Source organism: Bacteroides sp. CAG:189 (assembly GCF_000432295.1).
Taxonomy (GTDB): Bacteria; Bacteroidota; Bacteroidia; order Bacteroidales; family Bacteroidaceae; genus Bacteroides; species Bacteroides salyersiae.
This window is the reverse complement of the sequence record NZ_HF991026.1, coordinates 3602-17485: the sequence shown is the minus strand read 5'-3', so window position 1 is coordinate 17485 and position 13884 is coordinate 3602. Positions and strand designations below refer to the sequence as shown.

Here is a 13884-nt window from a genome sequence, read left to right as displayed (position 1 = left end):
TCAGAAAGTACACTAAATCAAAACTTTCATTCCCGTCAGATGATGCGGTGAAGAAAATGGTATACCTCGCTCTGATGGAGATTGAGAAGAAATGGACAATGCCGATTACTAACTGGGGATTGATTATGAACCAATTTATGCTTATTTTTGAAAACGGGATTCAGATATAAGAGACTTATAACTGAATCCCGTTTCTATTTACACAAAATTATGGATACTGCCGAATAAGAAAATAGCGAAAGGCATCCTCTACTTACTACTTGACTACTGGCTACTAACTACTATATTCCAACTACTATATTCCAGCTCCTAAATTCTGACTCCTAACTCCCAAATTCCAACTCCTACCCCAACTGTCCGATACGATTTATCAGTTCGTCACCCAATGCATTCTTATCATCGATATGCTCCAGTACGGCAGTTACAAATGGATTACTTTCAAAATCTCCACGAACTTGCTCGAAATCAAGTTTCATCTCATCTTGCGACCCGTCAGCTCCAAAACCAGTCATTGATGACATGGAGAATTCCTTACGTGCATCGTTATACACCATACGATCCAGCCCGATAACAGCTTCTTTCCAGGATTTTACAATACAGATAATGTCTTTGGCGGTAATTGTCTCCGGATCAAGACCATAAAACTCCTGAATCTTATTATAAGCCCATGTCCACTCATAGGTATAGTAATTGTTGTGCATCTCGGCAAAGCGGGCATTTATTTCTTTCAAACGATTGATTTCACCACTTTCTATCCCGGCCATCAGCTTTTCTATTTCACTCTTCGGAGCGATCAATCCGGATATGTCAACCCATTCTCCCAAACCTATCTCCGTATCCGGTTTCAGCCGTTGGCGAATTTCCTCGTTACTCTGGAACTTAATACCTTCAAGACGTTTGATGATAGAATTGCCCAAAAATTTATGAATGGCTATCTCATAATAACGAATACCGCTATTCAGGGAAGAATTCTTAATCTTGGCACTCTGATAAGAATAAGTTTCGGAAGTTTCGCCGGATACACGTTTCAAATCCTTTAAAATAAAACGCCCCTTAAACATTTTCTGAATAGTATATGGGCTCAGCAAATTATAATTAATATAATCGAGCTTGTTCGGATCTTTACGTTTATCGCGTTTCGGCCATTTCTGGGCATCACGAATGGTACCCACACTCCGTAAGTTCACTCCCGGTACAAGGAAAGTGGCATTCTGCTGTTCGATCAGATAAGAAAACGGCAGATTGGATGTATCGGCATGGTTCACATGACGTCCCATTACCAATGAAAATGCACCGACACGGGCCGGCCAGAGGATATAAGAATCCGAAGTGGTCTTCGCTCCACGTTCCAATGTACCTTGGTGAATAGGACCGAGTTTATACATGTGGTTACTCTGATTAGACCCGGAACCGGCATTCATAAACGAAAACATACCGGCAATCAGCAAGGTCGACTTATGATGTGTAACCGTATAAGGGCCGGCGAAAATAGCACAAGCCTCTCCGTTTTCTCCCTGACAATTACTGAAAAATAAGGAATCGGAAGCCGAATAATTATGCCCTAACTGACAAGCTTGTCCCACAAAACAACGAGTCAGCAGCGCACCGTCATCCACGTGTGATCCGGAAGAAATAATGAAATCGTCACAGATCACCCCGTGTCCGATATGAACCGGTGCCACCGCATTACTATTGACACTACCATTCGATAAACGGCATGTACCGCAAATATGACAACAATCGCCTATCCGTACATTTTTAATGGAACCGGTATTAAGTATCATCACATGATTACCGATTGTCCCCACAGTGGAAGCATGCTTATTAGAATAATAATCGGTAATCTTCTTCATACGGTCTATCAGCTCCGGACGATGACGATATAAAGCTAAGATATAAGCCTGATGCGCTGAAAGTTTGTCATTAATCAGCACTTCCCGGCCACCCGTTTCATTTAGAACAGCAACTTCTACTCCATTGCCAAAAGTCGTACGACCATCTACCAAAATGATATCTACATTTTCAATAAATGCATTATCCCCAATTTCATAGTTCGCAATGTAGTTCTGAATATTTTCAATGCAGCAGTTATCCCCTACTGTCACATTGTGCAGTGTCACATGACGTAGGCCGGCATGTTTTTTTATTCCACCCGGCAATGTAAAATCCGAATGAAAAACTCCTAACTTTACTTCACCCGAAAAGCGGGTGTGATGAACGTACTCGGTGGTAAAATCTTCTGCTACAAAGACTTTTCCCCAATCATCCGCCAGACACGACTGACTCTTTAACTGAAGAATTTCGTCTTCAGTCAATCCTCGGTAAATTTTTCCCATAATGTAAGTAATATAATGATGTGCCGATACAACAATGTATCCATACGACAATTGGCCGCACTATATTATTTACTAATACACCGCACGGCAATTGGCACATTGGCGTATTGACACATTAAATAATTATTCCTCCTCTTCTTCGTAAGTCTGATAAAGGAAATCATTATAGGGATACTTCTGTACGTGTAACTCTTTTACGCGTTTATAAACTACACTCTTCAGTTCTTCTATATTGATTCGTTCGCGGGCGGAAATGAACAGGCAATTGTCTTCCATTTTTGCCATCCACGTCTTCATCAGTTCTTCGAGTGTTAAGTTTTCTTTTGTTCTGGGGGTAAGGTCGTCTGCCGCTTTCTCCACGTAGGTATAAGCGTCTATTTTATTAAATATAAGTATCATAGGTTTCCCGGCACCACCGATATCGGCCAGGGTTTTATTCACCACCTCTATCTGTTCCTCAAATCCGGGATGGGAAATATCGACAACATGCAGCAACAAATCCGCTTCACGCACCTCATCGAGAGTAGATTTGAAAGAGTCTACGAGGTCCGTCGGCAATTTACGGATAAAACCGACGGTATCGGACAGCAAAAAAGGCAAATTGTCAATTATTACCTTGCGTACGGTAGTATCGAGAGTTGCAAAGAGCTTATTCTCGGCAAACACTTCACTCTTTGCAAGAAGATTCATCATGGTCGACTTTCCGACATTGGTATATCCCACAAGAGCCACACGAATCATTCTGCCACGATTTTTCCGTTGAGTAGATTTCTGTTTGTCAATTTCTGCTAAACGTTCCTTCAACAACGACATACGGTTCAATATGATACGGCGGTCCATCTCGAGCTGAGTTTCACCGGGACCACGAAGTCCCACTGAGCCACCTTTACCACTACCCGATCCGGAACCACCCCCCTGTCGTTCAAGGTGAGTCCACAAACGCTGCAAGCGGGGGAGCATGTACTTATACTGAGCCAGCTCCACTTGCGTTTTCGCATTGGCAGTCTGTGCACGCATCGCAAATATGTCGAGGATAAGCGAAGTACGGTCCAATATCTTGACTTTCAGTTCCGCTTCGATGTTACGTATCTGTTTAGCCGAAAGTTCATCGTCAAAAATGACCATTCCGACTTCCCGTTCGTTTTCTTCTTCATTCAGGATATATTCTTTTATCTCTTCCAACTTTCCTTTTCCCACATAAGTTACAGAATTGGCGGTCGGCAACTTTTGGGTAAACTTTTTCACAACTTCCGCCCCAGCCGTCTCGGCAAGGAATGCCAGTTCATCGAGATACTCGTTCGTTTTACGCTCATCCTGAGCTTGCGTAATAAGACCGACAAGTATCGCTGTTTCGACCTGAGCTTCGGAGATTACAAATTCTTTCATTCTTTATTTCTCGTATATAATATGTGCGCAAATATATAGTTATTTTTGCAGAAAGCCTTGTTCTATAAGCTTATTTAATTCGGAAACAATATTTTTATAGTCCGCCCGCCGTCCGCATTCATGCCATTCAGTGATAGGGTCTTTATCTCGGATATGTGCTTTCAACTCCTCCATAGAGGGAGCTGAGGACAATCGGCTATACTCTTCATAAGTATAAGAAAGGAAAGCGACATTCCGACCTATTCCCCTGTTGTCCAACCAATAGCCATCGTTCAGAAGAGTCGGCAGGCAGAGTTTTCCTCCAATAAAAAGATCACGCGGATGCGGATAAGAGAGAATTTGTGTACGGGAATCGTCCATCAATACCGGAACCAGATGAGAATAATCGCCTTTAGTCTTATAAACAAACACTCTTGGGGAACTGACAGCCGCAGACCCTCCCCGTACAGGTGTCTCTATAATCATTTGATTTCCCATATTCTGCTCCTCTTTCAATTGTGTAGCCGGAGTACGACAAGCACTCAACATCAGTGCAAAAAACATACAACCGGCCGTGATACAAACAATCTGCTTCATGTAGATAACTTTGTGATTTCAAACAAAAATAGAAATAAAACACAAAACCGGCAAGTTTGAATGCTATTTGTTTCAAACTTACCGGTTACCTTTATTTAATTATATTTACACCTATCCGGATCGTTTCTTAATAAACTTCCCACGATAAATCTTATCCTCAGAATGTAATATAAGAATGTAACCTCCTTTAGTCAGAACGTCTACCGGCAAAGCATAAGTCTCGCCATCGTGTATAGGTGGATATCATTGCCATACAAAAAAAGACCATTCTTTCACAAGAACGGCCTTTCAAAAACACTTTATTTATAATGTAAAGGGACGAAACCCTTTAAACATTTCATTGATTATCAATTCAAGCAGTAGATCACAACCCTTCATTCAAGTCGGTTTCTCCAGTAGGTATCGACCACTTCCAGAATGTCTTGTCACATACTCCGTCTTTGTAGCCGAATGTTCCGGAAACAGAAGCATCATAGTTACCGCCTTCTGCAAATGATTTTCTGACAACAGCAATTCCCCAACGTTTGCAATCGAGCCAACTATGTCCTTCACCCCAAAGCTCCAAACGTCTATACTTAGCTATTTCCTCAAAAAGCTGCTCTCCTGTCAAGTCACAAGAATACTCCGGATCACGGCCGGATGTTTTATTCAATTCAATCAGATTATCCCGTGCCGGTTGAGGGTTACCGCTATTCAAGAAATAATTGGCTTCTGCTTCAATTAGCAACATTTCCGAAGACCGGATCAACGGAATGGAACCGATTCCCGGCATACCTTCACAGGCATATTTAAGGCTGGTATAAGCATTATAAGGAGTCTCTGTCATATCTGAGAAATTGGTTTTGATGTATTCTTCTGCATTTGCATATGCTTCATCGCCGTCAGCACCGTCAGCAAACATTCCAACCATACTGGAAGTCTGTGTATCCAAAACTTCTTCTACAGTTTTGCCCTCAGGAAGGAATGTTCCTTTGTGTAAGAATAATCCTTTACGAATATCACTGTCAGATATCTCATCGATAAAATCACGAGCTACACAGACATGATAATGTTGGTTGGTAGCATAATAACCGTTTCGAGCGAAAACGACTAAAAAAGCACCGTAATACAATGTTTCCTGCGCATCATTAAATGTTCCCCAAATCCATTCGCTGTTGTTCTGGTAGAATCCTGCCTTATAGTCTGATACACTCATCAGAGAGCGACCTTCACGAGCTGCCTTGGCATTGTCGAGTGCAGTCTGGTAGTCGCCTTTGGAAAGAGCCACACGGGCTAAAATAGCTTCGGCAACATTCTGATCGGGATAACAGGCAGCCGACGTTCCATAAAAAGAATCACGAGTAATGTCACCGTTAGCTTTAAACAGGGAAATTGCTTGATTCAGATCCGAATAGATTTGCTCGTAGGTCTGAGCCAAAGTCGATAACGGCATATCACCGGTAGATTCATCTATACGCAGAACAATTCCTTCGGATCCTCCGTTATTGCTTTCTTTCCATGAATCGCAATATATCTGGCTTAAGCGAAAGAAAGAATAGGCACGAAAAGTAAGTGCACCGGCTTTAATATAATCTTTTTCGCTTTGTTCGCCTTCGGCAGCATCAATATTTGCTAAAACCGTATTGGCGTTTCCTATGATGCTATAGTAGTAGTACCATGGATAAGCACAGTAACCGGATGTTACATTCTGTGTAAACTTATTATTAAATATAACAGACCATCCCGGCGACATCAACGGATAATTGAAATCACGCCCCGGATATTCTAAATAGTATTGTATGACAGTACCTTCGCCATTATTTGCAAAGTAATCCCAATATGCTCCGTGTTGCATACTCATCAATTTACATAAGCCATTGATTGCTTTTTTGGCATTTTCTGTCGTACTGAGAACAGCTTCATTCGAAGCCTGATCGGTCGGTTCGGTCTGCAGCCAACTGTCAGAGCAACTGCTACCGAAAATTAATATTCCACTTAAAGCGGAAGCAAGTATATATTTAGTCGAAATTTTCATATTTCTGAATTATTTAGGGTTAAAATTTCAAGTTCAATCCGAATGAGACAACACGTGCGGTCACATAAGTCTGGTCTGCACCTCCACTGTAGCTATACTGCGGATTCATACCTTTACGAGCAGCAATTGTAAATGCATTTTCGACTGAAGCATAGACACGTAAACCATCTATATTCAATTTATTAGTAATTTTAGATGGGAAATCATATCCCAAGTTAATATTCTTCATCACGAAATAAGATGCATTCTGTAACCACCGGGAACTTGATATACCAAAATATTGAGAAGCAGTAGACATGGCTGCACGAGGAATTCCGTTCGGATCGATACGATTCGGAGATGTCTCTGTAATACCTTCGGGAGTACCATTCCATGATTGAAGCATGTCTTCATGTAATGCCGATGCACTATTGGCAGACATTCCCATCAAACTGGCATAATTCGTATCATACACTTTCCCTCCTAAAGAGAATGTTCCCAACATAGATAAAGAAATTCCTTTATAAGTCAACGAAGTATTGATACTGCCGTAAGTTTTTGGCAGAGCAGAGCCATGCCATTCACGAAGGCCGTAACTACCCGGATTATAACAATAATATTGACCATTGATTTCAAAAACATTTCCACTACTGATATTATCGTCCGTCACTTTTTCCGGATCGGCTACATATATGGCCATACCATCCATTTGATCGACACCCGCATAAGTGTAAGTAAAGAACTCATAGATACTCTTACCCTCACTCAACTTCTGCACCCCTTTAGTAATGTCTTTATGATCGGGCAGTTTGACTATTTCATTCTTAAGGAAAGTCAGATTGACACCTAAATTCCAACGCCAATTCTTATTATAGATAATATCAGCATCCAATGCCAAATCCACTCCTTTGTTGGATACAGTACCGATATTTTTAGTTATGATAGAACGTCCGGTAGGATCAACCGTAGTGGTTCCCCAAAGATCCGTAGGACCAGCCGACAACGGGTTATAAACATCGAATAACAGATCTTTGGAACGTTTGTCAAAATAATCGATAGAAAAGTTCAAACGATCAAACAGTCTTCCTTCCAACGCAATGTCAATAGAACTGGACTTTTCCCATTTTAATTCAGGATTGGCAAGCTGGCTCTTGATGTATGCTCCCTGGTGTGCATTGGTATCAGCCAGATATAATGCCTGATAAGCATAATAAGCAGCACTTTGGTCATTACCCACTTCACCATAAGAAGCACGAAGCTTTAAGTTATTAATCCAATTGAGTGATTTCATAAAATTCTCCTCCGAAATGATCCAACTGGCACCGATTGACCAAAAGTTACCCCAAGGATCTCTGAAACGGGATGAACCGTCCCTACGAAATGAGAGATCTGCAAAATAACGCATAGCATAACTGTAACGTGCTCTTCCCAAATAACTTTCCGTAGTATAATTATCCTCATATCCGGTCGCGCTTGTAGTTTCTGCAAAATTGGAACCTTGCGTATTCCCCTCAAGCATCATGTTGGTTTTGGAATACTGATTCAACGAGTAAGTCATTTTATATGCTTCGTGTGCCAACAACACATCTACATGATGAAAATCAAAGTCATGTTTCCAATAAAGTTCCTGACTGAATCGATATTCACGCTGGCGGTCATCATAGTTAAACAATCGTCCGTTATTGGCCGCACCGTCTCCTACATTGGTATTATTAAAACGTACCCGGTTTTGATTATATGTATAAATATCTCCCTTGACCGTCGCTTCAAAATCTTTTAAAAATGAAACAGTACCATAAGTCTGTCCACTGATTGTGGTTCTATTTTTACGGTCAAAATCATTTTTCATTTCATAAATGATGTGACGGTCATTCAAGTAATCATTGGCACCTCCAATGTGCAGATTATATTCTTTACTTCCTTCTTCGTCAGTCATAATACTACCATCGGCATTATGTTTGTATATCGGGTACACCGGTGCCATCATCATAGTTTGATAAAACGGATTAGCATATGCTGCTCCACCTTCGCTGGCCCCCTCCGAATAATTATTCTTACTGACAGCTCCGTTAAGATTGACACCTGCCTTAAACCATTTCACCGGACGGAAATTAGCATTCAGACGAGCGGAGAAACGTTCAAAATCAGAACTGATAGTATATCCCTGCTCTTTCAAATAACCGAATGATGCAAATACGTCATATTTGTCTTTTGCGACATCACTGCTCATATTGTATTCCTGACGGTGTCCGGTGCGTTCCACTTCTTTGCTCCAATCCAAATCGTCATATCCCGGAAGTACATTAGCGATGAAATTACCGTTACTATCAAATAACTTATCATTTGCCGCATCAAATATATTCGATTTGATAATTCCCATCACATTCTTAGTTGCATATTCTCCCGGTGTCATAGAGCCCAACTTGTCAGCCATGTCTATGGCTGCATATTCAGCTTCCCCTTTCCACATAGTTTCCATCCAATCTTTGATACCCAACCGATCATATTGTGGAAGACCACGCATATACATACCCTGTTTGATGCTAACCCGGAAATTAAGGCGTTCCGATTTACCTCTTTTGGTATTAATAAGTATGACACCATTGGCTGCCTTATTTCCATAAAGAGCAGAAGAAGCAGCATCTTTCAATACCGAGATACTTTCGATATCATCACTGTTAACGTCATTGAGACTACCGCTATAAGGAGTTCCATCGATAACAATCAAAGGAGAGTTCTCACCGTTCACAGAACTAAAGCCTCTGATTCGAATAGACATTTTGTCGCTTCCGGGCTCACCATATGTATTATTGATTTGGATACCCGGTGCCGAACCTTCCAATGAACCGGCGGCATTGGTAACAGGACGCATCTCTATATCTTTTGCATCCAGGGCAGATACAGCACCTGTAATAGACTTTTTACTGGCTGTACCATAAGCCACTACTACCACTTCTTCAAGTGACTGTGCATCAGACTTTAGCACAACCTTTACAGTCGGTTTGATCGCCACTTCCTGTGTCTGCATTCCGATGTAAGAAATCTGCAAAGTCTTTGCAGAACTATCAGTATGTTATTGTACTGATATACATATAGATACAAAAGCAAGAAGAACTAATAAAAGAATATTGAAAAGAATATAACTTGCTGAAAATAAAAATGTTAACTATTTTGTAGTAAAACTTTGTTTTAGTCATTTCTACTATTACAGTACTTTGTTTTTAATATAACCACCTGTATTATAGTAGATTATAAATTACTTATCTTATTTGTGTCGTATTGAAGATATACTTTTAAGTCACTAATAATATGTCCGTTACTAATTAATTTACTTTATAAATGAGCAGAACAATAAAAAGAGTAACTGTCGAAATACGATAATTACCCTTTCTTTGATGTAAGATATTATAAACGTTATTCGTTTATATCCTCCTTAAATCAGCAATCAATTCTTAATAAATTTAGCGGAACTTACCCCTTCGGTAGTAATTACCTTTAGTATATATATGCCGGAATCGTAATCTTCGCATGAAAAATTGAACTCTACGTTTTCCGGGCATTCGATTGCCTTTTGTAATTGTCCTTTTATATCATAGATCATCAACATTGTCATTGTTACAGGAGATTTTATAAAAATCCGGTTATTATCATTTGTGACGATAACATTCGATATATTATTTTGCTCCGTTTTTTTTAGACCTGTTCCTCCTGCTTTTACTACAATTTCTGTAGTTACATCCCGACCTCCTTTCACTTGACTCCATGTTTCAACATCATTTGCACGATACATTAACCAAATCCGATCACCGCTTTCCGGAGTTTTGGTAATGGTACAGGTGAGCGAATATCCGCTACCGGGCATACTTCCGCTGTTACCATCCATTGCCTCCAATTTAGAAACGGCATATTCTCTGGATATAAACTCTTTTACATCCCCATTCTCGCCAACCAATGCTAAGGCTATGGTACCGGCAAAATTGCGAAGACCATAATTCGCTATAAACGCAGCCATTACATCAAACTGAGTATTAGGTAAGAATTTTGTTTCTGTCGTAGATAATCCGCTATAAGTAACTCCACCTGAACTCCCTTTAAAAAAGGCCAGCATATCACGATAGCTTGAACCGGTTTCAGCTTTCTTTATACCTACTATTGCATTTTGTCCGATAGAAAATCCTCCGCCGGAATTACCTCCTATACCTTGTTGGTCAGGCTCCAGCGTTGATAATAAATAATACCCGTTAGCTGTGCCGCCCCATCCCCAATTTACATGATACCTATCGGCTTTGTAACCATCAAAAACAAATTGATGCCCCTCACGCTGGCTATTACTTCCACCATAAATCACAAGACGGCCGGTATTTAATTCCGCTTTTAACAAAGCATCCCACTCGTCACTTGTGTACCATTCCTTTTCCAGTACAGTCATACTTTTATCATACTTCATATAATCTACCATTCCCCGGGCGGCTATCAAAGTGAAAGCTCCACTTTCTTTAGGTGTATAATCCATCTGGGAAAGCACACCACAGTGATACATCAACCTTGCCACCTGATTGGCTTGCGTCGGAGTATAAACACCTTCTTCATAAATATCCGGCATATTGTCCCAATCGTAAGTTACCGTATAATTTGCAGAAACGGTTCTTTCATAAGTCCGTGTCGTATATGAAAATGTAGCGCCATTTCCTTTATCCGGCCAACGGTTATATTTCATGACGATAGCCAATGCAGTTGCTACACAACCCGTTGGAGCTATAATCCCATCTATCGGCGGACACATTTTGTTATAAGGAGTGCCTTGGTTCCATAGAGCAGTTTCCAACAGCACTTCATTTTCTGCATTGTCTGATAAGTATCCATTTTCCAAACTGTTCCACAGTGCTGTTATTGATGCAGACGGAACCCTATTTTGTGCTCTGCTCCAATTAATCTCTTCCCGATAGCATGTCATCCAGTTTTGTAAATTAGATGGCATGTTTTCAACCTCAAATTTTCCAGTATTGCTGTATGCCAATACAGGAACTGCCACATCATCACCGGCAATAATAACAAACCCGCCTTGAGGAATACGATTGAAAACATGAAAGGCCGGTATGGCATCAGTACGCGTTTGCGCGCTTTCACCATTCCATACGTATTCATATTTCGTTTCAACGGAACGGGTTGTTTCCTGATTTTCGAAAAATGTGCGGGCTAATTGCTCCGCTCTCGACACGGTTACATTATCTGCCCATAACAATGATGATGAAAAAAGAAAAAGCCAAAACAGATTACGTCTCATAAATATATATTTTTATATAATAAAGGTTCGATACTCGGCAACTATTAATCTCCAGAATAAAAATCCCCTTACTTTTGAGAAGAGCAAGGGGATTTCAATTTGTCAAAGTCAGCTATTATTCAGCTGTAAGACTCGCTTTATAAACATCAATGCTTAAATATAATTTCGTTGGATTTTTGCTGGCGGGAGCTGCGCCATCATTATCCTGAATAAAGAGAGAGTTGGCAGGGAACGTTATCACATCGTTTGCAATCGTCCCCAATGGATATGTTTTAATGTCATTTGACAAGTTTCCATAAACAGTACCAATTATCATCTCACCATACCCCAGGTTTAGACCGGTTTTTGCGACCTGCATCGTCACCCCATCAATAGTAGATGTCAATACAAACTGGCGCTCTCCCAGGAATGTTTCATTATAGGGATATCCGTCATATATTACAGGATCTCTACTAATATAATATTCTGCCGGAGCATAAGCGTTATTAAAACGATATTTCATAGAACTTCCCAAATCAGCTTTTTCAATCTCGATCCCTACTGCCATCGGACTAACTCCGAAGAAAGTGGAAACAGTACCATCTACATAAACACCCATACCGATACTTTCCCATTTGATACGTTGTATACTGGTTTTGGCCAGACTTGCTCCTTTATACGGGTTGACATAATCGGAATCAAAAGTCAACTCAAAACTATATTCAACTCCCATTTCTGCATTCGGGAACGTAACTACCATAGTTGTCTCTGCTTCACCGGCTGCAAAAGATACCGACTCCGGAATTACGAAAACATTATTAGAATTGTTTATCACTTTTACAGGTACAGTCACTGCCCCGTCCGTTTTATCACGGCCTACAGTTAGAGTTAATGAAGTGATAGCCGGATCGAGTTCATAATTATAGGTATTGGATTCAGAGAAATAAACACCGACACAATCAGGACTTACCGTTGGAGAGGGGTCTCTCTCAAGATCATCAGAGCAAGCACCAAGAGCCCATGACAATACTCCTAATACTGCAAATTTAATATATTTATTCATATTCTTCATATTTATTTAAAACGATTATTATTAGTCCGTTACACCATCTTTCAAGCCGGCACCGTCTCCCGGTTGAGGTTGACGACCGCCATTATTATTTGCTGATAAAGGAATACCGGCATTACTATTAGTCTCATCTTGAGGTATACGCATCAATAACCAACCATCATTGGATGCAATATTAAATGCGAAATTACCAGGAAAATTGGTTGTTACCGCACTGCTTACACGTACGATATTTTTGCCGAGACGCATGATGTCTGCCATCGAGAATCCCTCACCCCAAAGTTCTACACGGCGTTGGAACCAAACTTCATTCTGGAAAGAAGTTGCATCTGCAGAAGTACATACGTAATTTTCATCACGATAAGCTTTTATGAAGTTCTCCAAAATAGCCTTACCTCCCGGTAGATCCCCTGCCATAGCCGTACCTTCGGCGGCAATCAGCAACATCTCTTCATAGCGCATCATACACCAGTCACCTGCATTTTTATCATTACCTACTCCACCGTATTGTGCAAATTTTACATTGGTATAAGGCGCAAACGGAACTTTTACATCCGGGATAGATAATGATGCGATTTCATCGCCAATTGCATCTCCCCAAGTCAAATCAGCCAGATTGTCCGAATGTAAATTTTCGTCTACCCACCAGCCTTTACGTACGTCTGTATGTGGGATTTTCCGGAATAACAAGTTATTGATCATCTTATAACAGCCTTGTCCGGTTGCATATCCTCTACCGGCGAAAGAGCTATAAGCAGCCGGCCAGGTAGTAAGCTGACGTTGAATGTTGCTTTCTGCTATGATCGCTCCCCATATCCAGTTTGCAGCCTTATGATCTATAAATGTCGGTTTGGAAACATCTTCACGAGTATAGGGAGCATATCCCTTCATTGCTTCCTGAGCATCGGATGCTGCTTCGGCCCAATTTTCCATATACAGATTGGCGCGGGCGCGAAGTCCATAAGCCACATTCAAGTCCACTTCGTTTTTAGAAGAACGGGTGTAGTTTAAGTCTTTGAATATGTCAATCGCCTCATTCAAATCATCCATGATTAATTTATAAGCAGCTTCTGCTGTTGCACGTGGATTGCTTGACGGATCTCCTTCCATATCATGCGTTACAAGAGGAACGGTAGGCTTGTCTTCATTCCCTTTGTATTTAAACTGGAAATAAGGAACTATACATAAATAATCGAATGCACGAACCGCTTTTGCCTGCGCTTTATAACGAAGCAATGTCGTATTATCCGTATCAGCAGGA

The 13884-nt window shown here is 40.7% G+C and carries 8 protein-coding genes and 1 pseudogene; 1 reads left to right on the top strand and 8 read right to left on the bottom strand.

Annotated elements, in window-relative coordinates:
• Window positions 1-170, top strand: a pseudogene (locus tag QVP90_RS05045) (IS256 family transposase); the annotation flags it as partial.
• 174 nt (window positions 171-344) lie between these two features.
• Here QVP90_RS05045 and QVP90_RS05040 read toward each other — a convergent pair.
• The 8 genes from QVP90_RS05040 to QVP90_RS05005 form a co-directional block, all read right to left on the bottom strand.
• Window positions 345-2336, bottom strand: coding sequence for a DUF4954 family protein (locus tag QVP90_RS05040; protein WP_021935822.1), 1992 nt, complete (start codon window positions 2334-2336; stop codon window positions 345-347).
• 123 nt (window positions 2337-2459) lie between these two features.
• The gene (hflX, locus tag QVP90_RS05035; RefSeq protein WP_007478779.1) at window positions 2460-3722 is read right to left on the bottom strand and encodes a GTPase HflX; all 1263 of its coding nucleotides are present in this window, start codon (window positions 3720-3722) and stop codon (window positions 2460-2462) included.
• A gap of 39 nt (window positions 3723-3761) precedes the next feature.
• Complete coding sequence (locus tag QVP90_RS05030; protein ID WP_005926061.1) at window positions 3762-4298, bottom strand: hypothetical protein; 537 nt, start codon at window positions 4296-4298, stop codon at window positions 3762-3764.
• 364 nt (window positions 4299-4662) lie between these two features.
• Entirely contained in the window at window positions 4663-6312 is a 1650-nt protein-coding gene (locus QVP90_RS05025; protein WP_005926063.1) for a RagB/SusD family nutrient uptake outer membrane protein, read from the bottom strand.
• Window positions 6313-6331: 19 nt separating this feature from the next.
• The gene (locus QVP90_RS05020) at window positions 6332-9340 is read right to left on the bottom strand and encodes a SusC/RagA family TonB-linked outer membrane protein (protein WP_224206859.1); all 3009 of its coding nucleotides are present in this window, start codon (window positions 9338-9340) and stop codon (window positions 6332-6334) included.
• A gap of 396 nt (window positions 9341-9736) precedes the next feature.
• The gene (locus QVP90_RS05015) at window positions 9737-11575 is read right to left on the bottom strand and encodes a thiol protease/hemagglutinin PrtT (protein ID WP_005926106.1); all 1839 of its coding nucleotides are present in this window, start codon (window positions 11573-11575) and stop codon (window positions 9737-9739) included.
• 115 nt (window positions 11576-11690) lie between these two features.
• Window positions 11691-12617 carry a hypothetical protein gene (locus QVP90_RS05010; RefSeq protein ID WP_007478781.1) on the bottom strand — a complete coding sequence of 309 codons (927 nt, stop codon included), beginning with the start codon at window positions 12615-12617 and terminating at the stop codon, window positions 11691-11693.
• Between the two features lie 30 nt (window positions 12618-12647).
• The coding region (locus tag QVP90_RS05005; protein ID WP_288203960.1) for a RagB/SusD family nutrient uptake outer membrane protein at window positions 12648-13884 on the bottom strand (1237 nt) is incomplete at its 5' end.

Excerpts from the sequence above, each read along its gene's own strand:
- QVP90_RS05040 (WP_021935822.1), bottom strand. The coding sequence starts at position 2,336 with ATGGGAAAAATTTACCGAGGATTGACTGAAGACGAAATTCTTCAGTTA.
- hflX (WP_007478779.1), bottom strand. The coding sequence starts at position 3,722 with ATGAAAGAATTTGTAATCTCCGAAGCTCAGGTCGAAACAGCGATACTT.
- QVP90_RS05030 (WP_005926061.1), bottom strand. The coding sequence starts at position 4,298 with ATGAAGCAGATTGTTTGTATCACGGCCGGTTGTATGTTTTTTGCACTG.
- QVP90_RS05025 (WP_005926063.1), bottom strand. The coding sequence starts at position 6,312 with ATGAAAATTTCGACTAAATATATACTTGCTTCCGCTTTAAGTGGAATA.
- QVP90_RS05015 (WP_005926106.1), bottom strand. The coding sequence starts at position 11,575 with ATGAGACGTAATCTGTTTTGGCTTTTTCTTTTTTCATCATCATTGTTA.
- QVP90_RS05010 (WP_007478781.1), bottom strand. The coding sequence starts at position 12,617 with ATGAATAAATATATTAAATTTGCAGTATTAGGAGTATTGTCATGGGCT.